Raw genomic sequence first — 23,583 nt, forward strand, 5'->3', positions numbered from 1 at the left:
CAAATTATTTCAGCCAGCCTTTGCGCTGGGCATCCTGCAAATGTCTGAGTAGGTGCAGCCACAATTCTGGATGGATATCTGCAATCATACCATTGCGTGCCAGCACTTGTTCCAGGCTGACGTTGTTCTCTACCCAGCTCTGGCCTTCATTATGCAGGTTCATCAGCATTGGCATACTGCGATCCAGAATCAATGCAAATTTGGCGTCGGCGCTTTCACCATCTTCATATTCTTGCCATAGAGCAGTGAAATATTCGCGTTGGGGCTCAGGCAATAGGCCGAATAATCTTTTGGCCGCGGCCACTTCCTGATCGTGGATTGCCGCACGTGCTGCCAGATCGTAAACAAAAACGTCACCGGTATCAATTTCGACGATATCGTGCAGTAGTGCCATCTGGATCACACGCTGAATATCCACTTCCTCACTGGCATAAGGAGCCAAGCTCATTGCAGTAATGGCAAAGTGCCAACTGTGCTCGGCTGAGTTTTCCTGGCGCTGAGTGCCTATTATCTTGGTACGGCGCTGAACGCTTTTCAATTTATCGATTTCCATCAGGAACCGGATAACTTGAGTCATTGAGCCAAAATCTAAGACGGGTAGAGCTGATGACATGATACAAACCTCAACATGACAGATTGGCAAAAAACCACCGATTGTAGCCTAGTTGTGTTGTAGACACTCAAAACTTTATTTGAGAGTACACGTGTACACTGGAATTATTCTCAGTTAATCTCAACAAGCTATAATCACAAGTAACCATGACTGGTTGGGGATTTATCCGTTATGAGAGAAAGGGAACAAATAAAAACCCATGCTGACAGCATGCCAACAGCGGTTTACCCATGGGCAGAAGAGATTGCCAACAGTATCAGCCACGGTATTGGACTGGTGTTTGGTATTGTCGGCCTGGTCCTGTTACTGGTCCAGGCTGTGCACTCCGGAGCGGGGGTTACGGCCATCACCAGTTACAGCTTGTATGGTGGTAGCATGATCCTGTTATTTTTGGCTTCCACTTTGTATCACGCCATTCCACATCAACGAGCCAAACACTGGCTGAAAAAATTTGACCACTGTGCGATTTACCTGCTGATTGCCGGAACCTACACTCCTTTCCTGCTGGTCGGGTTGGATTCGCCATTGGCGAGAGGGTTGATGGTTGTGATTTGGGGGTTGGCACTGTTCGGGGTGATCTTCAAACTGGCGTTTGCACATCGTTTTGAAGTGCTGTCGCTCGTCACCTATCTGACTATGGGCTGGCTGTCGCTGATAGTCATCTATCAATTGGCGACGCGGTTAGCGGTTGGTGGAGTAACTCTGCTGGCGGTTGGTGGCATCGTGTACACGCTTGGCGTGATTTTTTTCGCCTCGAAGCGGTTTCGTTTCGGCCATGCTATCTGGCACGGTTTTGTGCTCGGAGGTAGCGTATGCCATTTTATGGCGATTTATTTCTATGTCTGATATTTCCTGACCTTCGCATTATGTCCCCTTAATATTGCGGAAGTAGTTCTTTTGGGGTAAAAGTAGGCGCTTTTTTCGGGCATCCAGCAAGTTTCCTATTCCTAAGCCCGACATACACTGTGGAATAGGCGCGCGCCTACGGGCTGACGCCATTGGCGTGCATTGCTGCGTTGTTCGCCGCTTACTGGGTCCACCTAACCTCGCGGCTCACGCCTTGCTCTGCGCGCAAATGACCGCCAGCGGCGCTCGCGTACAGTTAAGGGACACAGCCTAAATGAAAACCGCAGGTGCTGTACCTGCGGTTCACTGAGTTACTTTTCTTCGGTCAGGGAATAAGGCAGGTGCTTTATGGCGAGCTGGCTGCTGTTGTCGTCACGCACGCGTAGCACACTGTCAGCTTCTAGATCGTTATTCATCACCGCTTGTACCCAAAGCGTTCCGTCGGCTAGAGTGACGGCGGCGAGTACCGTGCCGGTACGGCGCCAGTTTTCCCCTAGCTTCAATTCCAGATCCTCACCAGCCTGTGGCTCACGACTGGCTTTACCTTCCAGCCAGTACATAGCACGCTTGTTAGCACCACGGAACTTGGCCCGAGCCACCATTTCTTGCCCGGTGTAACAGCCTTTACTAAAGCTAATTCCTGCTAATGCCTGCAAATTGGTAGCCTGCGGGAGCAATTGTGCGCTGTTTACTGCGTCAATAATCGGGTAACCGGCCTCAATATCCAGCGCTAACCATTGGCGGCTGTCGTTTAATTCTGCCTGTTCATTTAGCTTAGCGGTGATAAGACTCGCTGTTTCTGCATTGGTGATCAGCACAAAACGTTCCGCTGGCAAAGCGTAATGCAGCAGAGTGGTATCACCTTCTTGTACCACTTGATGTTCAGCATCGGGCAAGGTACTAAAAACACCCGCTAATGCTGTGCGGGCCTGGAGGCCAGCAACACCCAGAAGCACCGCCTCATTGTCGGCAGCAATAGTGACCTTGGAGAAAACGGCATACTTTTTGATTTCAGCCAATTGGCTTTCCAAAACGCTGCGACGCTCAAAATAGGCAATACCTTCGTCACAGTGGAATAAACGCATATTGCTCCACATTTTGCCCTTTGCATCACAATGTGCGCAGAGTACGTGCTGATTGACTGCCAGTTTATCGATATCCGCCGTCACCTGACCCTGAAGATATTTCATCGTGTCAGGCCCATTTAGTCGAACCAAGGCCCAATCTTCCAGTGAGATCAGCGTCAGTGGCAGATGAGAGGAAGCGGAAGGTTGATGGGGTGAAAAAGGAATAGTAAACGCCATAGTCAGTTCCTGCTGCATGTTTAGCTTACCTGTAGGAAGTCACGCCATGGTAAAAGAGGCTGCCGGCTTTGCAAGCAGTTAATAGCTTTACACCGTTTTTTTTGACATTTTACCCGTTGTTAAGCGAACGCCCTTCCCGGTAGGCAGAGCAAATTGTTACTCTATACGTTCACGGTAAAAGCGCTCTACTCGTCGTCTTGCAAGTTGCAAGGGCCGCGTTTCTCTGCCAAACCGTTTGCGGGTAGAATGATATCACGCGCGTGTTGCCATACATAAAGCCTGTTTCACTCTTGTTCAGGCTCACCATGTAGAAAAGAGGTTGTTCATAATATTATGAATATTAACAATAAAGCTCGTATTCACTGGGCGTGTCGCCGAGGAATGCGCGAATTGGATATTTCGATCATGCCGTTTTTCGAGCATGAATATGACACCCTGAGTGATGAGGAAAAAAACGTATTCATCCGTTTGCTGGAATGCGACGACCCTGATTTGTTCAATTGGCTGATGAATCACGGTTCCCCGCAGGATAAAGAACTGCAAAAAATGGTGTCCTTGATCCAAACGCGAAATAAAGCCCGTGGCCCAGTGGCGATGTGATATCCGTGTATCCTGGCGAACCCAGCTATTTTCTCTGCTGGTTCATGGCGCACTTATCCTTCTGATCCTGCTTTCACCCTGGCCAGACGTCTATGCTCCAATCTGGTTGGTGCTGATGATATTGGTCGTTTTTGAATGTATACGCAGTCAGAAAAATATCTCATCAAGACAAGGGCTGTTGAAATTACTCGGAGAGCGGCGGGTTGAGTGGCGTGGCCGGGAATGGTTAATGTTGAAAAACCCCTGGATGCCGAGGTTTGGGGTCCTGTTGTCACTTCAGCAGGTGAATGGTAAAAAACGTTGCAGGCTCTGGCTGGCTTCAGATGCTTTAGGCAATGAAGATTGGCGCCATCTGCGCCAACGGTTGTTATATCCACAATCCGCTGACGATGGTGACGGGTGATGAAACCGCTACTCACAGAGTGTACCAGCATTAGTCATCCTTGACGTCGACCTCCCTGATATCAATGGTTTTGAACTTTGCCGCCGACTTACTGGTGCAGATCGCTCGGCTGGATCGACAACACGGTGATGTGTCACAAGGCTAACTGGCTCAGGCTATCGCTAAACTCAACCAGCGGCCAATTGGTGCCCATTTCGGGGCGTGTTGTTTGCTGTTCTGGCGGAGATTATGGTGTTGACGCGCAAACGGGACTGGTATCTGGTGACCGATTCGGCCCGCTTAAAAGGAAACGTTGTCGACGAAGTGGAAACCTGTACTACGCCAGCAAGTAACGGAGATAATCGATTCAGACTGTGGAATTAAAAACGCTTTTGGGCGCCAGTACGCGCCCAAAGGCATTACAGCAGCGGCTCTATTTCTAATAGGATTTGTTCACACCACTGTTGCAACCGCTCATCACTCATTTCGTACTGGTTTACCTCATCCAGCGCCAGGCCAACAAAGTGCTTGCCGTCGGCGCTGAGTGGTTTCGGGCTGGTGAATTCAAAGCCTTCTGTTGGCCAAAAACCGATAAACTGAACCCCAAGAGGGGCGAGATGTGCATGCAGCATACCGAGCGCATCCAGGAACCATTCGCCATAGCCCAGTTGATCACCCAAACCGTAGAGAGCAACAACCTTTCCTTTTAGATTCAGTTCGGTCAGTTGTGGCCACACGGCCTCCCAGTCTTCTTGCAACTCACCAAAGTCCCAGGTTGGGATGCCGAGGATCAAAACGGAATAATCTTCCATCAGCTTAGGGGAGATGTCTTTCAAATTGTGCAAGTCGACAAGGTCTTCACCCAGGATCTCACGGATTTTTTCTGCAGCTATCTCGGTGTAGCAAGTGCTGGAACCGTAAAACAGACCAATCTTCATCTTCAAACCGTTCATGTTGCCGTAGATACAATGACAACGAGTATACTCGATTTGTATTGGCTTCAGGCATAATGCCAGGTGCATGAATGTAACAAAGAGAGGACCACGTGCAACAGCAAGATAGTGAGCTGATTGAGCAATTCCTGGATGCGCTGTGGCTTGAGCGCAATCTGGCCGAAAATACGTTGGCTTCTTATCGGCTTGACTTGCAGGCGTTGGCGGGCTGGTTGGCACATAACGATAGCAGCATATTAGAGGCCGAGGCGTTGGATTTGCAATCTTTCCTCGCTGAGCGGGTGGAGGGAGGATATAAAGCGACCAGTTCAGCCCGTTTGCTGAGTGCGATGCGTCGTTTGTTTCAATATCTTAACCGTGAAAAGCTGCGGATGGACGATCCGACAGCCTTGTTAGCCTCGCCCAAATTACCGCAACGTCTGCCAAAAGATCTCAGTGAGGCACAGGTTGAAGCTTTGTTGCAGGCACCTTGTGTCGATCAGCCGCTGGAACTCCGGGACAAGGCTATGCTTGAAGTACTGTATGCAACAGGCTTACGGGTATCGGAACTGGTTGGCCTAAGCATTAGCGATGTCAACCTGCGTCAGGGAGTGGTGCGGGTGATTGGCAAAGGGAATAAAGAGCGGTTGGTTCCATTGGGTGAAGAAGCGGTCTACTGGATCGAAAATTATCTGGAGCATGGCAGGCCGTGGATGCTGAACGGCCAGACGCTGGATGTGTTATTTCCCAGCAACCGGAGCCAGCAGATGACTCGGCAGACGTTCTGGCATCGAATCAAACACTATGCGATCCTTGCCGGCATTGACAGTGAACGCCTGTCTCCGCATGTGTTGCGTCATGCCTTTGCGACCCATTTACTGAACCATGGTGCCGATCTTCGTGTCGTACAGATGTTATTAGGGCATAGTGACCTCTCGACCACACAAATTTATACACATGTAGCGACTGAAAGATTGAAACAGCTACATCAACAGCATCACCCGCGAGCTTAACGCTTCGGGATTGTAAGGACTGGAAGAATGAAAAAAGGTTTAATGCTGCTCTCTCTGCTGGTGACTTCTGTTACTGGTGCAGCTAATGCTGATGATACAGCAATTCATAAAGCACTCGGCAGCCTGGGTATTGAGCAGGCTGATGTACAACCTTCTGCCGTTGCGGGTTTAAAAACCGTATTGACCGAAGGCGGTGTGCTGTACGTGACAGAAGATGGTAAACATGTTCTGCAAGGTCCGATGTATGACGTGAGTGGTAATGAGCCGATCAATCTGACCAATCAACTGTTGATGACGCAGTTGGAAGCGTTGCAGGATCAGATGATCGTCTACAAGGCAGCGAAAGAAAAACATGTGATCACCGTGTTTACCGATATCACCTGCGGTTATTGCCGCAAACTACATGAGCAGATGCAAGAGTATAACGATCTGGGGATCACCGTACGTTATCTGGCGTTTCCGCGTCAGGGGGTGAATTCTCAGACGGGGAAAGACATGCAGTCCATCTGGTGTACTGCCGACAAAGCAAAAGCTTTTGATGCTGGTATGAAAGGCGATCCGATTTCTCCTGCTACCTGCAAAACAGATATTGCTAAGCAATATAAGCTGGGAATACAGTTTGGCGTCCAGGGGACCCCGGCAATCGTACTGAAGAATGGCATGATGATCCCTGGCTATCAGCCACCGAAAGAAATGGCCGCGATGCTTGACGCTCATTCAGCCTCAGCGACAACGAAATAAACCACAGTGAGTATCAAAACCCAATTACGCCGCCGTGAGGCGGCAGAACCTAACCCTTTGCCAGCCAGTCTGCCACCGTTGCTGCGCCGCATTTACGCGTTGCGTGGCGTTAAGGAAGAACATGAGCTGGAGCGTAGCGTCAAGGGGATGCTGCCCTGGCATCAACTGGATGGCATTGATTCAGCCGTAGCGATACTGCAACAGGCGTTGAGCGAACGCCGTCGTATCATGGTGGTGGGGGATTTTGATGCCGACGGTGCCACCAGTACTGCACTGACGGTATTGGCGCTGCGCAGTATGGGCGGCAAAGACGTTGATTATCTGGTGCCTAACCGTTTTGAAGATGGTTATGGTCTTAGCCCTGAAGTGGTTGAACAGGTCGCGGCACGCGGTGCTGAGCTGATTGTCACGGTTGATAACGGCATCTCTTCCCATGCAGGCGTCGATCTGGCGCATATCAAAGGGATGCAGGTGTTGGTGACTGACCACCATCTGCCCGGCGAAACCTTGCCAGCGGCGGAAGCAATCATTAACCCTAATCTGCGTGGCTGCGATTTTCCCTCGAAAGCTCTGGCGGGGGTAGGTGTCGCGTTTTATCTGATGCTGGCGCTGCGCGCAAAGCTGCGTGACTGTGGTTGGTTTGAACAGCGTGCGTTGGCGATGCCTAATTTGGCAGAACTACTGGATCTGGTGGCGTTGGGAACGGTTGCAGATGTCGTGCCACTGGATACCAATAACCGTATTCTGGTATACCAAGGACTAAATCGTATCCGAGCGGGCAAATGCCGACCTGGTATCCGCGCTTTGCTGGAAGTGGCAAATCGTGATGCACGCCAACTTGCCGCCAACGATCTCGGCTTTGCGCTTGGCCCAAGGCTGAATGCGGCTGGGCGGCTGGATGATATGTCGATCGGTGTGGCGTTGTTATTGTGCGACGACATTACCCAGGCGCGAATGCTTGCTAACGATCTTGACGCACTTAACCTTACCCGGCGGGAAATTGAGCAGGGCATGCAGGTTGAGGCTCTGGAATTATGCGATCGGTTAGAGCGGAGCAGTGAACAGCTGCCTTATGGTTTGGCTCTATATCATCCAGAATGGCACCAAGGGGTTGTGGGGATACTTGCTTCACGGATCAAAGAACGTTTTCATCGCCCGGTGATCGCCTTTGCTCCTGCGGGAGACGGTATTTTGAAAGGTTCAGGCCGCTCGGTTGCTGGGTTGCACATGCGTGATGCATTGGAACGGCTGGATACCCTGCATCCAGGGTTGATGATAAAGTTCGGCGGCCATGCTATGGCGGCGGGTTTGTCGCTGGAAGAAGCCAAATTCGAGGAGTTCCGCCAGCGCTTTGCTGAGCTGGTAGGGGAATGGCTCGATCCAGCGATGTTGGAAGGTGTGGTGTGGTCCGATGGCGAACTGATGATGCAGGAGCTGACGCTGGATACCGCCGAATTGTTGCGCGAAGGTGGGCCGTGGGGGCAGGCATTTCCTGAACCCATTTTCGACGGCAACTTCCGCATTCTTCAGCAACGTTTGGTCGGTGAAAAGCACCTGAAGCTGATGGTGGAACCGCTCAGCGGTGGTCCAGCGCTGGATGGTATTGCCTTTAACATCGATACTACCCAATGGCCGGATAACAGCATCAAAGAGGTGGAACTGGCCTACAAGCTCGATGTGAACGAGTTTCGTGGTAACCGCAATGTACAGTTGCTGATCCAGTACCTCTGGCCGCGTTAATCAGCCTGTGGCGCCCCTTTAGGGGCGCTGATGGTTACCCCCATAAAATCTGAGCAACTTGCTATAAACTGGCCACTAGATCCGTTAGAATTGCCGGTTCAAGTGGCATTTCGCCATCGACGACATCAACGTAAGAACGCTAAAAATCATGTTTGAAATTAATCCGGTAAAAAACCGTATTCAGGATCTGTCCGAACGGACTGCCGTTCTTAGGGGGTATCTTTGACTACGATGCCAAGAAAGAACGCCTAGAAGAAGTCAACGCCGAGCTTGAACAGCCGGACGTTTGGAATGAACCTGAACGCGCACAAGCACTAGGCAAAGAGCGCTCTGCGCTGGAAGCCATTGTTGAAACCATCGACCAACTGGAACAGGGCTGTGAAGACGTCGCAGGCCTGTTGGAACTGGCTGTTGAAGCGGAAGACGAAGAAACCTTTAATGAAGCAGTGGTTGAGCTTGATCAACTGAGCGTCAAGCTGGATCAACTGGAGTTCCGCCGTATGTTCTCTGGCGAATACGACAGTGCGGACTGCTACCTGGACATCCAGGCCGGTTCCGGCGGCACCGAAGCACAGGACTGGGCCAGTATGTTGCTGCGTATGTACCTGCGTTGGGCCGAGTCGAAGGGGTTCAAAACGGAAGTGATCGAAGAGTCTGACGGTGACGTTGCAGGTTTGAAATCGGCCACGATCAAAATTATCGGCGACTACGCATTCGGCTGGTTACGCACAGAAACCGGTGTACATCGTCTGGTACGCAAAAGCCCATTCGATTCAGGTGGCCGCCGCCATACCTCTTTTAGTTCCGTATTCATCTACCCTGAAGTGGATGACGATATTGATATTGATATCAACCCTGCCGATCTGCGCATCGACGTTTACCGCGCTTCAGGGGCGGGGGGGCAGCACGTAAACAAAACCGAATCGGCAGTGCGTATTACCCACTTGCCAACCAATATCGTGGTGCAGTGCCAGAACGATCGTTCTCAGCATAAGAACAAAGATCAAGCATTCAAACAGCTGCGTGCCAAGCTGTATGAATATGAGATGCAAAAGAAAAATGCTGATAAGCAAATACTGGAAGACAACAAGTCTGACATTGGCTGGGGGAGCCAGATCCGTTCTTATGTATTGGATGATTCCCGCATCAAAGATTTGCGCACTAACGTAGAAACACGTAATACGCAGGCCGTACTGGATGGCGACCTGGATAAATTCATTGAGGCAAGTTTGAAAGCCGGGTTATGAGGAACAGAAATGTCTGAGCAACAAGCACAAGGCGCCGAACCGGCGTTGGATCTCAACAACGAGCTGCAGTCACGCCGTGAAAAACTGGCCACACTGCGTGAGCACGGCATTGCGTTCCCAAATGATTTTCGTCGTGACACAACGTCCGACAAGCTGCATGTAGAATACGACAGCAAAGAAAACGAAGAACTGGAATCTCTGGGTATAGAAGTGACCGTGGCTGGCCGCATGATGACCCGCCGCATCATGGGTAAGGCCTCTTTTGTGACACTGCAAGATGTGGGCGGTCGCATTCAGCTTTACGTTGCACGCGACGATCTGCCTGAAGGTATCTACAACGAACAGTTCAAGAAATGGGACCTGGGCGATATCCTCGGTGCGCGTGGCAAACTGTTTAAGACCAAGACCGGCGAGCTGTCTGTTCACTGTACCGAACTGCGTCTGTTGACCAAGGCGCTGCGTCCATTGCCAGATAAGTTCCACGGCCTGGCCGATCAGGAAACGCGTTACCGCCAGCGCTATCTTGATCTGATCGCCAACGAAGAATCCCGCAAGACCTTCAAGGTGCGTTCTCAGGTGATGGCAGCGATCCGTAACTTCATGGTGGATAGGGGCTTTATGGAAGTCGAAACCCCGATGATGCAAGTCATTCCTGGTGGTGCTTCCGCACGGCCGTTCGTGACTCACCATAATGCGCTGGATATCGACATGTATCTGCGTATTGCTCCTGAATTGTACCTGAAACGTTTGGTGGTGGGGGGCTTTGAACGCGTGTTTGAAATCAACCGTAATTTCCGGAACGAAGGGGTCTCCCCACGCCATAACCCAGAGTTCACCATGATGGAACTCTATATGGCGTATGCAGATTACAAAGATCTGATCGAACTGACTGAATCGCTGTTCCGCACGTTGGCGCAGGACGTGTTGGGTAACACCAAGGTGCCCTATGGTGATGAAGAGTTCGACTTCGGTAAGCCGTTTGAAAAGCTGACCATGAAAGAAGCGATCAAAAAGTATCGTCCGGAAACCAACCTGGACGATCTGAACGATATGGCAAAAGCGGTAGCGATTGCCGAATCTATCGGCATCAAGGTCGAGAAGAGTTGGGGTCTTGGGCGCGTAGTGACCGAGATCTTCGAAGAGACTGCGGAAAGCCATCTGATCCAGCCAACCTTCATCACCGAATATCCGGCAGAGGTTTCCCCGCTGGCACGCCGTAACGACGTGAACCCGGAAATCACCGATCGCTTCGAGTTTTTCATCGGTGGCCGTGAAATTGGCAACGGTTTCTCCGAGCTGAACGATGCAGAAGACCAGGCTCAGCGCTTTGCTGACCAGGTGGCTGCCAAAGATGCGGGCGACGACGAAGCGATGTTCTATGATGAAGATTACGTCACGGCATTGGAGCACGGTTTGCCACCGACAGCGGGTTTGGGCATTGGTATCGACCGTATGGTGATGCTGTTGACTAACAGCCACACCATCCGTGATGTGATCCTGTTCCCAGCAATGCGTCCGACCAAGTAATATGATCTGATACAATCAAATCCGGTGCAGGTAACTGCGCCGGTTTTTGCATGGTGCGGAGAGTGATGCGAAGAGTAGGAGAGTTTTGCTGCTAACCGCTTAAAACATCAGCAGTTACCCGCTTTCTCCGCTTGCCCAACGCGTATAACCGGTTATAATGCCACTCGTACATTTAAGCGGGTGTAGTTCAATGGTAGAACGGCAGCTTCCCAAGCTGCATACGAGGGTTCGATTCCCTTCACCCGCTCCAAACTCAACTCCCCTGAAGTCTACCAAACTCAACTTTTCCTTGATAAATCAGCAGTTATAGCATTCTATTAGTCTATTGAACTCAATTGTACTCCCCCAGGGTCAAGCTCAATGTGGGGGTATGGATGGGGGTATAATTGTACCCCCTGCTGAGAGGTACCCCCAATGAAGCTGACAGCTCGTCAGGTTGAAACTGCAAAACCCAAAGAGAAGCCCTACAAACTGGCTGATGGTGGTGGTCTTTACCTGCTGGTTAATCCCAACGGCAAAAGATACTGGCGTCTCAAATACCGTTCACTAGGTAAAGAGAAACTGCTCGCTATTGGCGTTTACCCTGATGTTTCTTTAGCTGAAGCCCGAAGTAAGCGTGAGGATGCTAAAAGGACATTATCCGCAGGTAACGATCCTTCTCTTGAACGAAAAATTGAGAAACTTAGTCGTCAACAAGACGCAGAAAACTCTTTTGAGGCTATCACGCGGGAGTGGTATCAGCGTCGCTATGACCGCTGGTCTGTCTCCTACCGCGAAGAGATGCTGAGAACCTTCGAAAAGGATGTGTTCCCTTATATCGGTCACCGGCCAATCAATGTAGTGGATCACAAAATCAGGACACCTTCGTAGCCTTTTTCCACTGCTCTTCGTATTCACAGGGCGGTAATCCACCATTGTGCCGATGGGGGCGTACCGTGTTGTAATAACTTTGTATCCATTCACCGATATCTCGTACCGCATGATGGATATCCATATAACCCCCGACAGGCAGCCATTCACTTTTCAGGCTTCGGAACACTCTTTCCATTGGTGAGTTATCCAGGCAGTTACCCCTGCGGCTCATACTCTGCATCACTCCGTTCCTCCACAGTAACTGCCTGTATTTCTTACTCCTGTACTGCCCTCCCTGATCCGAATGAAACAGCAGCCTCTTTTCCTTTGGTCGCGTCTCCAGTGCATTACGCAGGGCTCGACACACCAGCTCGGCATCCGGGGATGACGATATGGCACTGCCCACTATCCGACGGGAGTAAAGGTCAATCACCAGTGCCAGGTAGCACCAGCCACCATTGACTTTGATATAGCTGATATCTCCACTCCACACACGATTGGGCTCCGACGGCTTAAACTGCCTTTTCAGTAAGTCTGGCGATGCCAGTGACGTCTCCCGTTCACCACGGTAACGAGGCTTGCCGGGTTGGCGACTCGCCAGACCACATTCCTGCATCAGCCTGCGGGCCAGCCAGCGCCCCACGTTATAACCCGACTGACGCATCAGCAGACTCAGTGTTCTGCTGCCGGCTGCTCCCCGGCTCTGTTGATGCAATTTCCGCACCTGAGCACGCAGTTGCAGACGTTTTACATCAACCCGCGAATTCAGCGAGGCATAGTAAACACTGCGCGTTACTTTGAGCAGGCGGCACAATTCGACCACCGACCATTTTGTTTTCAGCCGTGTGATTAACGCAAAGATTTGATGGGGAGCTCGCTCATCAACACGGCTGCCTGCTTTAGTATTTCTTTTTCCATTTCTAGCCGTTTAATCTGCGCTCTGAGCGACTGGATTTCACGTTGCTCTGGTGTCAGTGCAGGATTGTCCGGCGTCACCCCGCTGACTTCTTCTTTGTGCTGGCGTATCCATTTACGCAATTGGCTGGGGTCCAACTCCAGAGCGCGTGCAACCTCGATGGTTGACCGCTGATACTTAACGACCTGCTCAATAGCTTCCAGTTTGAATTCAGGAGAAAAACGGCGTTTGGTCTGTTTAGGTTGAGTCATTATCAATTACCTCAATTGGCTGTCATTAAATTAACAGGCTATTGAGGTGTCCGGTATTACTGATCCACTACATCAGGACCGCAATGGTCCCTATGTCATTCTTCGAAGCGTCACTCTCAATTAATCCTTCACTTTAATCAGGAACAATAATGAACTATCACTCAGAATCCGGTGCCATACCGGAGAATCCCCCCTGCCAGCATTGGGGGCTAAAGAGTACGATCACACCCTGTTTTGGCGCTCGGCTGGTGCAAGAAGGCGACCGCCTGCATTTTCTTGCTGATCGGGCCGGATTTAACGGTGCTTTCTGCGACGATGACGCGCTATACCTGGATCAGGCCTTTCCGTTGATTCTCAAACAACTGGAGCTGACACTCACCAGCGGAGAACTCTCCCCCCGCCATCAGCACTGTGTCACCCTCTATCACAACGGACTCACCTGCGAAGCCGATACGCTTGGTAGTTGTGGCTACGTATACATCGCCATTTATCCCACTCAACGTTAATTACTTTCACGAGAGAAAAAATGAAATTTCTACCTACAACAAAGCGGGCGGCGGAGCCATGCCTGTCGCCCGTGACTATCTGGCAAATGCTACTTAGTCGTCTGCTGGAACAGCATTATGGCCTGACACTAAACGATACACCTTTCTGTGATGAAACCGTCATACAGGAACATATCGATGCCGGTATCACTCTCGCTAATGCCATTAACTTTCTAGTGGAAAAGTACGAACTGGTTCGTATCGATCGCAGAGGGTTTAGCTGGCAAGAACAAACGCCATATCTCACGATTATTGATATCATGAGGGCCCGTCGCGATCTGGGTTTAATGAATCGTAATTAGTCTGATGCTAACGGTATCGCTGCTTTCGAGTATGCCTGCCATTTGCTATCATCTCGCTTCCTGCTGATTTATCGACAAAGGTAATTACTTGAATTCAAAGCCTCTGTGCTTTGGGGGTATCTTTGGGGGTATAAGTTAAGATATAACTTGAAAATTCTATATTTTTCAAGTTATTGAACAGTTTGTTCTAATCCCTTCACCCGCTCCAAAAACACTTCTCCCTAAGTATCCCAACGTCTACTCAACCCAGTAAAATCAAGCCTTCAGGCGAAATCTCGTTATCTTGTGGTCTACTAACTCGGCATCAAGCTTTATCTTTTGGTACGACTCAAATTCAGCCTTACCGATCACTACAACGGCAGAGGCATCACAACGGGTAATCTCTACCAACTCTCCACTGATGGCAGCATCAAGGTCTGCAGAAATATTGGCCTGAGCCTGTGTGGACGTGTAAGTAATCATAATTTCAACAATATTATGTACATGTGAAAGGTATATCTTAGCTGTTATCAATACGATTACTGATAGTACTGATAGTACTGATAGTACTGATAGTACTGATAGTACTGATAGTACTGATAGTACTGATAGTACTGATAGTACTGATAGTACTGATAGTACTGATAGTACTGATAGTACTGATAGTACTGATAGTACTGATAGTACTGATTACGGGCAAAGAAACCAAGCCAGCTAAACTTAGTGTGCTGCCAGCGCCTTGAAAAACTCAGGATTAGCCTAGATGGTAGCCAAGACTTTCGCCGCGAGTCCGGTTGGATTACGCCGTTTAGCTTCCCAACTTTTAATCGTGTCAATGCTGGTTCCCAGCGCCTTAGCCATTTCTCCTTGGGATACGTTGAGTTGCTCTCTAATCGCACGTACATCGGCAATTTCATAACGAGTCACTTTTGCCGGAGCTTTGGTACCATTCTTAATATCAACAGCCTCTTCCAGAGAGGTTTTAAGGTCGTCAAAAAAACTCATTTCACACCTCATCTTTTAGTCATTTCGTTAGCTTCTTCAACTCAGCCTTCTCTGCATCAGTCAGACTATCTTACACTTTTGTCCACCAGGCTTGAAAAGCCTTAGCATCTAACGTGAAAAAATCAGTCCATTAATACTGGCTAATCTCAGTATTGGCGTGGGTTTCGAGTAAAGGTGTAAGACCCGAAAATTAAACGTGTTAAGCATGGCGGCAACTTAACACTTTATGCGCAGAAAGCGGGGGATTCCGGTAGTTGGTATGTATAAAACTGTATATCCAATAGCGGTAAAAACTCGTCAAACACTTATCCCACAAGGGATAAAGCGTGGTTGACACTTTTCAGAGGAGGGGCGAGCCGAAAAGTGTCAACCTATGGGGTTTAGTTTTTGGTATCCATTTGACACTTCCCCAGCAGATTAACGTGTATTAGCCGAGATTTGATCTGGTGGTGCATTGTGTTAGGCCACGATAAAGCCTGACGGGCGGCTAAGTGCCCAGGCTGTGTGAAAACTCGATTTTTGCATTATCTGAGTACTATCCCCGTTCAGGAACGCAAGATATTCCAGATATTGACTGCATTCGGAGTAATTTAGATATAGAGGCAGTTCGAGGCTTTTGAAGCCTGGTATCGAGGGCTATTGAGTGGTTATCAGGGGCTAAAGCGGTTATACCCGCTAGTTGTATTGCTCTCGCAGCTTAATGGCCAATTCTTCATTACCCAAGATCGACATCATTCTTTTCAGGTTATAAGCCAGCACATGCAGACTGATTTCGGTGCTGACGTTTTTAAATCGCCGCATCAGGAAGTGGGTTGCCCCCATCCACATTTTAATTGTTCCGAATGGGTGCTCTACCGTTTGCTTTCGCACGACAGCTGTTTGTGGCGATGCATCAAGCCTGGTCTGCATATCTTCCATTTCGGCTTCATGAACCCAGCGTCTTATACGTCTCGGATCGCGTTTTGATGTGGTGCACCTTGACCGCTGGCTGCAATCGCGACATGCAATATGGTTAAAGTACATTTGCAGCTCTAACCCATCTTCGACTACCGTAAACCTGTTCTGAAGCTCGCTACCCGTAGGGCAAATATAAATGTCTTTTTCTTGGTCATATTTGAACAATGATCGATTGAAAAGACCTTTGCGGTCTGCGCCAGAGGTATCACCTTTTGGTACTAAGGCTACGGCACCTAAATCCTGAGCGGCTTTAATATCACTCCGGCTGTAATAACCTTTATCAGCTAGAACTGTAATATCCGTTTTGCCAACAGCATCTTGCGCTAATTTTGTCACAGCAGTTAACTGCCCACGGTCTGGTGTATTCGTCACTTCATGTGCAACAATCAGGTGATTTTTGGCATCAACGGCAGTCTGAACGTTATAGCTAACCTGACGGTTAACATTGTTTATCTTCATCAACCGAGAATCAGGATCTGTCAGTGACAATTGTTTATCAGGATGCTGTTCCACGGCCTGCTGCATTTGCTTTAACTCTTCTAAACGTTGTTGCAACCATGCCAGTTTCGTCGCTGTTAAATCTGTGATTATTTCAGGCTCAGCAGTCTTGTCAGCTTCATCAAGCTTATTCAGGTAAAGAGCGATACTTTGCTCAACCCTTTCGATGTGACCTTTTGCTTTCTGGGGGTGAAGTTGTTCGATTTGCTGTTTACCGCCTTGAATTTACTGCCGTCGATGGCAACAATCACATCGGTGAACATTTGCATCTGCCGACACAAGTCAATAAAAGCTCGGCAGGTGTTTTTGATACCTTTACCATTGTTTTTTCTGAAGTCTGCAATGGTTTTAAAATCAGGTGTTAATCGTTCAAGCAACCACATCAGTTCCACGTTCCGATGGGCTTCTTTTTCTAACCTGCGGGAGGACTGAATGCGGTTCAGGTATCCATAAATGTACAGCTTTAGCATGGTTGCAGGGTGGTATCCTGGCCGCCCAGTCTGTTTGGGATTAACGCTTTCGAAGCCAAGTACATCAAGCTGTAATCCATCAACAAATACATCAACAACTCTGACTGGGTTATCCTCGGTGACAAAATCATCCAGCACTTCAGGCAGCAACGTCACCTGATGTCTGCCCTGACCTTTAATGTGATGGGTCATATCTGCACCCGCAATATGTAATCGTATCCCTCTAATTTTAATAAATAAAGTGGGCTGACGCATGGGTTTATCAAGAATGGTTGATCATATTAAGTCACTGCTTAGACCAAAAAGTGATCAGCAGTTTTCACACAGCCTGTGCCAAGAGCGGACATTGCTGACATCACTGATGTTTTCATTAAAGAGATAACTTATAGTAGGTAATGTTTGTAATAGTACAATTTGGATTAAAGGAATTAAATATGATTGCTAATAGTAGTTTAGATTTAACTAAATTATCCAAGGAAGAACTGATTGAACTTTATGCAAAATACAAAAGTTCAAATATATCTCACCGCTTATGGTGTCTTACACATCAAGATATTCCAGTGAACTTCTCTTCCGAATTTGTTAAGTTGATAGAAAAACTGGAAAAGTTAGTCGAATTGAACAGTCTGGGAACAACATCTCCAGACATTTTGCTGGATGCCTTAATAGATTCAATCTATTCTGATTGTCGTGGGTTATTTTGTGAAAAAAATGGTAACTCAAAAAATTATACGTTACAAAACTGCCTAAAAATAGTAAATGAAAAAAATGCAGTAACTGAAATTGATGAGATCATTAATAGAAAGGAATTTAATGATGAAGTTGTTTGTAACTATTCCTTCAGGGAGTGGGTCAAGTTTGTGACCGATAAAGCAATAGTTCACAAAGATAATTTAACGGAAGATAAAAAGAAAATAATAGATTATAGATACAAATTCTTGAAAGATAGCTCGAATGTATTTGAGTTTCAATATTATATTTTCCAAATCCATAATATATATGTCAATATCGTAGAGTGCTTCGCTGAAGATTTATTAAGCACATACAATAAATCCAAGCACTAAACTGGAACTGAAATTTTGAGTCCACTTATGATAGAAGTTGCTGAATATAGTTGCTTCTACCATCCTTTTTTTGTTGAGTATAATAATATTCATAGTGTGCATCATATGCACAGTCATTCTATGTGCAATATATATATTAATAGATATATTAATGGATATATGTCCGCTTCTCGCTCAGGCTGTGTGAAAACTTCTGATCACTTTTTGGTCTAAGCAATGAATTTATATGATCAACCATTCTCGATAAACCCGTGAGGTAATATTGTTTTTCTAATAAAATTATAGGCATATAAATGAACTTCACGGTAGTTTATATGGCCCAACACATTAAAGGTCAAGGCAGACATCAAGTGACTTTGCTCCCTGAAGCGCTGGATGATTTTGTCACTGAAGATAACCCTGTCAGAGTGGTTGATATATTTGTAGATGGATTACAGCTGGATTCTCTTGGCTTCGAGAGAGTTAATGCAAAGCAGACTGGGCGGCCCGGATATCACCCCGCAACCATGCTGAAGCTGTACATTTATGGATACCTGAACCGCATTCAGTCCTCCCGCAGGTTAGAAAAAGAGGCCCATCGGAACGTTGAACTGATGTGGTTACTTGAGCGATTAACGCCTGACTTTAAAACCATTGCCGATTTCAGAAAAAATAACGGTAAAGGTATCAGGAATGCTTGCCGGGCCTTTATTGAGCTGTGTCAGCAGATGCAAATGTTCACCGATGTGATTGTTGCCATCGACGGCAGCAAGTTCAAGGCGGTCAACAGTAAACCGAACAACTTCACACCTCAGAAAGCCAAAGATCATATTGAGCGGGTTGAGCAAAGCATCACTCATTATTTAAATAAGCTGGATGAAGCCGACAAGAATACGGAGCCTGATGCCAGCACAAAGTTAACAGCGACTAAACTGGCATGGCTGCAAAAGCGCTTACGGGAGCTTCAGAAAATTCAACAAGCTGTCGGGCAACAACCAGACAAGCAACTGTCTTTAACTGACCCTGATTCCCGGTTGATGAAGACAAACAACATGAATCGGCAAGTTTGCTACAACGTGCAAACAGCTGTGGATACGAAGAACCATCTGATTGTTGCGCATGAAGTGACGAATACACCAGACCGTGGGCAGTTAACTGCTGTGACAAAATTAGCGCAAGATGCTGTTGGCAAAACGGATATTACAGTTCTAGCTGATAAAGGCTATTACAGCCGGAGTGATATTAAAGCCGCTCAGGATTTAGGTGCCGTAGCCTTAGTACCAAAAGGTGATACCTCTGGCGCAGACCGCAAAGGTCTTTTCAATCGCTCATTGTTCAAATATGACCAAGAAAAAGACATTTATATTTGCCCTACGGGTAGCGAGCTTCAGAACAGGTTTACAGTAGTCGAAGATGGGTTAGAGCTGCAAATGTACTTTAACCATATTGCATGTCGCGATTGCAGCCAGCGGTCAAGGTGCACCACATCAAAACGCGATCCGAGACGTATAAGACGCTGGGTTCATGAAACCGAAATGGAAGATATGCAGACCAAGCTTGATGCATCGCCACAAACAGCTGTCGTGCGAAAGCAAACGGTAGAGCATCCATTCGGAACAATTAAAATGTGGATGGGGGCAACTCACTTCCTGATGCGACGATTTAAAAACGTCAGCACCGAAATCAGTCTGCATGTGCTGGCTTATAACCTGAAAAGAATGATGTCGATCTTGGGTAATGAAGGATTGGCCATTAAGCAGCGAGAGCAATACAGCTAGCGGGTATAACCGCTTTAGCCCCTGATAACCACTCAATAGCCCTCGATACCAGGCTTCAAAAGCCTCGAACTGCCTCTATATCTAAATTACTCCGAATGCAGTCAACATCTGGAATATATTGCGTTCCTGAACGGGGATAGTACTCAGATAATGCAAAAACCGAGTTTTCACACAGCCTGCGCTCATAGCAGCCTAAGTCCTGCCTACAGCAGCTTCGAGCAAGAAGCAAACGTCTCGGAGGCATTAGAATACCGAGCTACTATGTTATGGGTGTTATGCTTTTTATTCCCATCCCATTTCTTTATAGGTCTTACTATCCTGTTCAGGAAAATCCGTTTGATATTTTCCCCAGTTGCGGAACGTGTAATATCTTTTCATTGCTTCAAGGTGGGAGTCTGCATCACATGTCCACACTAATCTGTAGCTCGGATCCAGCAATTTACGAGCAGAGTCTCCCTGTGGACCGACAAGACAAAACAAATCCAAACCATCATCATTTGTCCATAACTCATGCATCATAATTTTGCTCTCATGAACTGCTCCCCATAAATTAAGATATTGCGATATTAGCAATATCCGCATCGTTCCAATAGTTCTTTAATTATTTGTGTTTCATTGACTCCTTGGGGTAGCGATGTTTCCTTATGCCATTGAAGAGTGTAGTCAAGTTTATCAAGTGCTGAGAACCTGTCAATTTGACCTTTTAGATTTTTCGTAATATCGATAGATGATAAGAATGAGTTTGCCGCAGCTTCAAATGCGTAATTAACTGACAGAGTACCGGATTTCGCAAGCGTTTTTTTAATGTGTGTTTTTTGTTCTTTCACTGATGGTTCATATAGCATTATTGCATCCGAAAATATTTTAAAAAAACTATTTTTTGTTATTTTCACTGTTCTTTTCATAATCTATCCTTTCGCATAACGTAGAGGTAACTGACAGTCAAAGTGCAATGCTATGTACTACCCAGAGCTCAGATATGGCTAACTATAACTAACAACCATGCCTGAATCTTCAATAATTGCTGTATGTCCGATCCTGGCACGGAGCGGAAAGCTAGGTGGAACTATAGGCCCATTGTGAGCGTGAAGCGGACGTTTAAAAATAAAGTCGAAAAAGATGGCATACTCAGATTAATAAGTTAAAATAGCCGTGCACGGCAAGGCTATTATCATCTTTTAATACATGCAAAAAATATAATCATGAATAAAAGTTATTATTTCGAAAATAAATATAAGAAATGGTCCATTACAGCCGTGATATGCATCATTATGGGCGGATGGTTCTGGTATATATTGTGGGCATCAAGTATCTCCCATAATACCATTTTACAAAAATCGGTACCTGAATGGATAACGTATATTTCTTTTGGTGCATTGATTGGAAGCTTCTCTTTTATACGCGCTTTTTATCTTCGCACTTTTAACAAAACATTAAAGTATCTTTGTAATGCATTTTTTGGCGGTTTTTGCCTGGGATTTGTATTGAGCTTAAATTGTTACGATGTCTATGTTTATCTCTTCCCAGACAAAATAATTGGCTATGAATCTGAATATGAGGTTGTCTTTTCAGGGCCATCGAGAGGTAAGCATGGGCATTGTGAAGCCGGTATCTGGTTAAAAGATCAGAACACCGCCAGATGGATACAGCTTTGTACAAACAAAGAGTTTCTGCGCAGCCATCGTAAGCAAGGAATGACAGGAGTATGGGTAACAGCTCGTGTAAATAAAATTGGAACTTACATTGTGAAATACGAATTTATTTATATTTAAATGAAAAAATCTGAATATATTACAATCGATAAGGTCGCTATCTTTTTTGCACCTGTGAAAATGAATGATAGCCAACGCCTGCTCATCGCTGCCCGAAAACCTTGCTACAGAAGCTTCGAGCGAGAAACGGACGTTATTTATTTTTTAGTTGTTCGTAATCCTGCAGATATTTATCCAACGGATAAGCAGTTCCAAATGAGTGAATTTCTCCATTATCTTTATCAATTATGAATGGTGCATTCCCTGCCAACTGAGCAGAAAACTCACCCGTTTCCAGATACTCTCTCGATTGATAACAATAGAACCAGCCTTCTGAGAATCGGCCATGAAGTGTAATAACGACTGGAATGTCATAGCCTTTAAGGTAATCCAAAGCCTTGTCCATCGCATTTTGATAAGTAATCATTATTCCGCCCTCAGTCGATAACGTCATTTGAACTGACTGATATGACCTTCTCCCAGCAAACTAACATAGCACGATGTAAGCAAGTTCCGCTTCTGGCAATTACTGTGAGGATAACCCCTCTTCTTCAAATCGGGATACCCGTTTTGAGATCGAGCTTAAAAGGTTCCCAGCCTCCTGGCGGATCCCACTCTCCAAGGCCAAGCACCGTATCATTCTCTATTGATGTAATGATCACGCCATCAATGGCGCACTGACTGGATTTCCAGAGAATGCCAGCTGGAATATCAATCAGAAAAACGTGGCAGTAAGTGGTGACCATAACCCGATCACGTAGCCTGTCAGAATGGATGTCAGGAATTGAATAAATATGGGCAACGTAATCACCTAATGGATGACTTCTGAACGAGTGTGTGGCCATGTCAAAAACATGAAAGTGGTCGCCACAAATGATTGCAACGTGGGATTCATTCAGGAGAAAATCAGAAAAGGCGCTGGAAATCAGCCAGCCATCCTCATCTGCACGTACATACAACTGTAAAATCAGAATGGGTTCAGCGTCCTTACTGATTAGCAGTAGCCGATCCTTTTCCCCATTTGGGCCAAAAGGATTGATGTCGATGATCGAAACACCTTCCATTTCATCACCAGGCGTAGGCTTTTCAAGATAGGCCGATTGTAATGTCATTGAGTATCCAAGTGTGACAGAAGAAGAACTCATACTACTTTACAAGCTGATGTCATGACAGCAGCGTATGTTGCCATATTGCGCTGACCAGCCCCCGCAGATTAGTACATTCCGATGTTAGTAACGTCCGCACCTGACACTTAGCCGCCCATCAAGCTTTATCGTGGCTTAACACAATGCACCATCCGGTCAAATTGTAACTCGAATTATTTTGGGTATAGTTTGATTTTATTGAACTCAGAGATTGCCAGTTTTTACTGGCCTTAAGTGACGGCATTCTAATCCCTTCACCGCCATTCAATACGATAGCACCCCCAGTCAACCAACATTTTTCATCAAGTATCTGAAGTAATTTATTAAAATTAGGAGAATAGTGGTTTACGAATAACCGGTTGAATATTTTCAACCGGTTACCTTAACTTAGAAGTAACGAATGTTAAATTGGGCTGTACCTTTCCAGTTAATTTGATTTACAACCGATAGATTAGAGATTTTATTTATTTGTGGTTCAACGTTAAACTTCATTTTAAAACTGTTACCAACGGCTGGCATATTTTTTTTATCATCCCAGAATGTCCAATCTTCTATTTTGTCATAGGCGAATTGGCTCATTTTTACATGCAAAAAAGACGTTGTGGAATGGGAGCCGCCTCCTGCAAATCCAAACGAAGTTTGTGGATTACCATCAATGCTTTCTTCAACTGGATTGAGCGTGTAATTTCCAATTGGATTGGAGGTGTTTGGATCCGTGCCAATACTAAAGTCACGGTTAATATCCGCATGATTAGTCATCCCGTTGGTATTTGTACCACTCATGGCCTTTTCTGTTACACCATCGACAACCCAGAAGGCGACGTGCGTATTGGCATCTGCAGGGCAATTGATGCTCAGTGTCACTGGTTTTGCCTCTAGGGTTGTGTAATTGCTTCCCAACTCAGTGTGATGTATCACACCCCAATCGAGGTCTGCGCCACCTTCAACGTCGGCAACACAGGCTGGAGGGGAAATAATGCCATGAACGTTAAGCGTTAATGAAGCGGCCATAGCTTGGGTACTACAGACTACCAGTGCGGTGATCCAGATAATTTTCTTCATTGAAGACTCCTTTTATACGCCAGAAATTTATTTTTAATTATAATGCAATAGGAATGGTCTTAAAATTTCAAGATGTAACATTAC

General features: G+C 46.8%; 25 protein-coding genes, 1 tRNA gene and 3 pseudogenes. 16 read left to right on the forward strand and 13 right to left on the reverse strand.

The window, feature by feature from the left end; all coding sequences use genetic code 11:
* Window positions 1–4: 4 nt before the first annotated feature.
* Window positions 5–613, reverse strand: a complete 609-nt coding sequence (locus tag OK023_RS04505; RefSeq protein WP_317695235.1) for an HD domain-containing protein — start codon at window positions 611–613, stop codon at window positions 5–7.
* A gap of 171 nt (window positions 614–784) precedes the next feature.
* Between OK023_RS04505 and trhA the strand changes: the two genes are divergently transcribed.
* The gene (trhA, locus tag OK023_RS04510; protein WP_317695238.1) at window positions 785–1,459 is read left to right on the forward strand and encodes a PAQR family membrane homeostasis protein TrhA; all 675 of its coding nucleotides are present in this window, start codon (window positions 785–787) and stop codon (window positions 1,457–1,459) included.
* 311 nt (window positions 1,460–1,770) lie between these two features.
* On the opposite strand, the gene ygfZ is transcribed toward trhA, so the two are convergent.
* Entirely contained in the window at window positions 1,771–2,763 is a 993-nt protein-coding gene (gene ygfZ, locus OK023_RS04515; protein ID WP_317697491.1) for a tRNA-modifying protein YgfZ, read from the reverse strand.
* Between the two features lie 333 nt (window positions 2,764–3,096).
* On the opposite strand from ygfZ, the gene sdhE reads away from it, so the two are divergent.
* From sdhE to OK023_RS04530, 3 genes and pseudogenes are all read left to right on the forward strand, one after another.
* The gene (gene sdhE / locus OK023_RS04520; RefSeq protein ID WP_317695241.1) at window positions 3,097–3,363 is read left to right on the forward strand and encodes an FAD assembly factor SdhE; all 267 of its coding nucleotides are present in this window, start codon (window positions 3,097–3,099) and stop codon (window positions 3,361–3,363) included.
* Window positions 3,344–3,766 (forward strand): protein YgfX, encoded by a 423-nt coding sequence (locus tag OK023_RS04525; protein ID WP_317695244.1) that lies wholly within the window; start codon window positions 3,344–3,346, stop codon window positions 3,764–3,766. The genes sdhE and OK023_RS04525 overlap by 20 nt, the downstream gene beginning before the upstream one ends.
* Before the next feature lie 12 nt (window positions 3,767–3,778).
* A pseudogene (locus tag OK023_RS04530) lies at window positions 3,779–3,856 on the forward strand (two-component system response regulator CreB); the annotation flags it as partial.
* Window positions 3,857–4,164: 308 nt separating this feature from the next.
* Here OK023_RS04530 and fldB read toward each other — a convergent pair.
* On the reverse strand, window positions 4,165–4,683 hold the full coding sequence (gene fldB / locus OK023_RS04535) for a flavodoxin FldB (protein ID WP_317695246.1): 519 nt from the start codon (window positions 4,681–4,683) through the stop codon (window positions 4,165–4,167).
* A gap of 107 nt (window positions 4,684–4,790) precedes the next feature.
* Here fldB and xerD point away from each other — a divergent pair, with 107 nt between their 5' ends.
* The 7 genes and pseudogenes from xerD to OK023_RS04570 form a co-directional block, all read left to right on the forward strand.
* Complete coding sequence (xerD, locus tag OK023_RS04540; RefSeq protein WP_317695248.1) at window positions 4,791–5,690, forward strand: site-specific tyrosine recombinase XerD; 900 nt, start codon at window positions 4,791–4,793, stop codon at window positions 5,688–5,690.
* Between the two features lie 27 nt (window positions 5,691–5,717).
* The gene (gene dsbC / locus OK023_RS04545; RefSeq protein ID WP_317695250.1) at window positions 5,718–6,431 is read left to right on the forward strand and encodes a bifunctional protein-disulfide isomerase/oxidoreductase DsbC; all 714 of its coding nucleotides are present in this window, start codon (window positions 5,718–5,720) and stop codon (window positions 6,429–6,431) included.
* A 6-nt stretch (window positions 6,432–6,437) separates the two neighbouring features.
* Window positions 6,438–8,171: a single-stranded-DNA-specific exonuclease RecJ gene (gene recJ / locus OK023_RS04550; RefSeq protein ID WP_317695253.1), complete on the forward strand. Its 1,734-nt coding sequence runs from the start codon at window positions 6,438–6,440 to the stop codon at window positions 8,169–8,171.
* Between the two features lie 148 nt (window positions 8,172–8,319).
* A protein-coding gene (prfB, locus tag OK023_RS04555; RefSeq protein WP_317695256.1) for a peptide chain release factor 2 occupies window positions 8,320–9,418 on the forward strand; the annotation gives its coding sequence in 2 pieces (ribosomal slippage) (window positions 8,320–8,394 and window positions 8,396–9,418; 1,098 coding nt in all).
* 9 nt (window positions 9,419–9,427) lie between these two features.
* On the forward strand, window positions 9,428–10,945 hold the full coding sequence (lysS, locus tag OK023_RS04560; RefSeq protein WP_317695259.1) for a lysine--tRNA ligase: 1,518 nt from the start codon (window positions 9,428–9,430) through the stop codon (window positions 10,943–10,945).
* Window positions 10,946–11,121: 176 nt separating this feature from the next.
* A tRNA-Gly gene (locus tag OK023_RS04565) sits at window positions 11,122–11,195 on the forward strand.
* Between the two features lie 164 nt (window positions 11,196–11,359).
* Window positions 11,360–11,779: pseudogene (locus OK023_RS04570) on the forward strand (tyrosine-type recombinase/integrase); the annotation flags it as partial.
* Window positions 11,780–11,798: 19 nt separating this feature from the next.
* Here the strand turns inward: OK023_RS04570 and OK023_RS04575 are convergent.
* Window positions 11,799–12,964 (reverse strand): IS3 family transposase gene (locus OK023_RS04575; protein ID WP_317692555.1). Its coding sequence is split into 2 segments (ribosomal slippage): window positions 11,799–12,700 and window positions 12,700–12,964, totalling 1,167 coding nucleotides; the frame shifts between segments, so codons are not numbered across the junction.
* A 149-nt stretch (window positions 12,965–13,113) separates the two neighbouring features.
* On the opposite strand from OK023_RS04575, the gene OK023_RS04580 reads away from it, so the two are divergent.
* Together OK023_RS04580 and OK023_RS04585 are read left to right on the forward strand one after the other, a co-directional pair.
* Window positions 13,114–13,470 (forward strand): type IV toxin-antitoxin system YeeU family antitoxin, encoded by a 357-nt coding sequence (locus OK023_RS04580; RefSeq protein WP_045333559.1) that lies wholly within the window; start codon window positions 13,114–13,116, stop codon window positions 13,468–13,470.
* A gap of 20 nt (window positions 13,471–13,490) precedes the next feature.
* Window positions 13,491–13,811 (forward strand): TA system toxin CbtA family protein, encoded by a 321-nt coding sequence (locus tag OK023_RS04585; RefSeq protein ID WP_317695277.1) that lies wholly within the window; start codon window positions 13,491–13,493, stop codon window positions 13,809–13,811.
* A 255-nt stretch (window positions 13,812–14,066) separates the two neighbouring features.
* Here OK023_RS04585 and OK023_RS04590 read toward each other — a convergent pair whose 3' ends face one another.
* The 4 genes and pseudogenes from OK023_RS04590 to OK023_RS04605 all read right to left on the reverse strand — a co-directional run bounded on the left by OK023_RS04590 (window position 14,067) and on the right by OK023_RS04605 (window position 16,912).
* Window positions 14,067–14,273: a type II toxin-antitoxin system Phd/YefM family antitoxin gene (locus tag OK023_RS04590; protein WP_317695279.1), complete on the reverse strand. Its 207-nt coding sequence runs from the start codon at window positions 14,271–14,273 to the stop codon at window positions 14,067–14,069.
* A gap of 37 nt (window positions 14,274–14,310) precedes the next feature.
* The gene (locus OK023_RS04595) at window positions 14,311–14,490 is read right to left on the reverse strand and encodes a hypothetical protein (protein WP_317695282.1); all 180 of its coding nucleotides are present in this window, start codon (window positions 14,488–14,490) and stop codon (window positions 14,311–14,313) included.
* A 59-nt stretch (window positions 14,491–14,549) separates the two neighbouring features.
* A complete protein-coding gene (gene nadS, locus OK023_RS04600; RefSeq protein WP_317695285.1) occupies window positions 14,550–14,795 on the reverse strand; it encodes a NadS family protein in 246 nt (81 codons plus the stop codon).
* 675 nt (window positions 14,796–15,470) lie between these two features.
* Window positions 15,471–16,912: pseudogene (locus tag OK023_RS04605) on the reverse strand (IS1182 family transposase).
* Between the two features lie 242 nt (window positions 16,913–17,154).
* Between OK023_RS04605 and OK023_RS04610 the strand changes: the two are divergent.
* Both OK023_RS04610 and OK023_RS04615 read left to right on the forward strand, forming a co-directional pair.
* Complete coding sequence (locus OK023_RS04610; RefSeq protein ID WP_317695288.1) at window positions 17,155–17,784, forward strand: hypothetical protein; 630 nt, start codon at window positions 17,155–17,157, stop codon at window positions 17,782–17,784.
* A gap of 314 nt (window positions 17,785–18,098) precedes the next feature.
* On the forward strand, window positions 18,099–19,541 hold the full coding sequence (locus OK023_RS04615) for an IS1182 family transposase (RefSeq protein ID WP_317695291.1): 1,443 nt from the start codon (window positions 18,099–18,101) through the stop codon (window positions 19,539–19,541).
* Window positions 19,542–19,823: 282 nt separating this feature from the next.
* On the opposite strand, the gene OK023_RS04620 is transcribed toward OK023_RS04615, so the two are convergent.
* On the reverse strand, window positions 19,824–20,060 hold the full coding sequence (locus OK023_RS04620) for a hypothetical protein (RefSeq protein WP_317695294.1): 237 nt from the start codon (window positions 20,058–20,060) through the stop codon (window positions 19,824–19,826).
* Between the two features lie 47 nt (window positions 20,061–20,107).
* Window positions 20,108–20,446 carry a hypothetical protein gene (locus tag OK023_RS04625; protein WP_317695297.1) on the reverse strand — a complete coding sequence of 113 codons (339 nt, stop codon included), beginning with the start codon at window positions 20,444–20,446 and terminating at the stop codon, window positions 20,108–20,110.
* 297 nt (window positions 20,447–20,743) lie between these two features.
* Here OK023_RS04625 and OK023_RS04630 point away from each other — a divergent pair, with 297 nt between their 5' ends.
* On the forward strand, window positions 20,744–21,313 hold the full coding sequence (locus OK023_RS04630; protein ID WP_317695299.1) for a hypothetical protein: 570 nt from the start codon (window positions 20,744–20,746) through the stop codon (window positions 21,311–21,313).
* A 133-nt stretch (window positions 21,314–21,446) separates the two neighbouring features.
* Here the strand turns inward: OK023_RS04630 and OK023_RS04635 are convergent, their stop codons facing one another.
* The 3 genes from OK023_RS04635 to OK023_RS04645 all read right to left on the reverse strand — a co-directional run bounded on the left by OK023_RS04635 (window position 21,447) and on the right by OK023_RS04645 (window position 23,499).
* Window positions 21,447–21,719 carry a YrhB domain-containing protein gene (locus OK023_RS04635; protein WP_050094883.1) on the reverse strand — a complete coding sequence of 91 codons (273 nt, stop codon included), beginning with the start codon at window positions 21,717–21,719 and terminating at the stop codon, window positions 21,447–21,449.
* Between the two features lie 124 nt (window positions 21,720–21,843).
* On the reverse strand, window positions 21,844–22,404 hold the full coding sequence (locus tag OK023_RS04640; protein WP_317695303.1) for a hypothetical protein: 561 nt from the start codon (window positions 22,402–22,404) through the stop codon (window positions 21,844–21,846).
* Between the two features lie 420 nt (window positions 22,405–22,824).
* Complete coding sequence (locus OK023_RS04645) at window positions 22,825–23,499, reverse strand: DUF1120 domain-containing protein (RefSeq protein WP_317695306.1); 675 nt, start codon at window positions 23,497–23,499, stop codon at window positions 22,825–22,827.
* Between the last annotated feature and the right edge of the window lie 84 nt (window positions 23,500–23,583).

It is taken from the genome of Serratia sp. UGAL515B_01 (genome assembly GCF_033095805.1).
Taxonomy (GTDB): Bacteria; Pseudomonadota; Gammaproteobacteria; order Enterobacterales; family Enterobacteriaceae; genus Chania.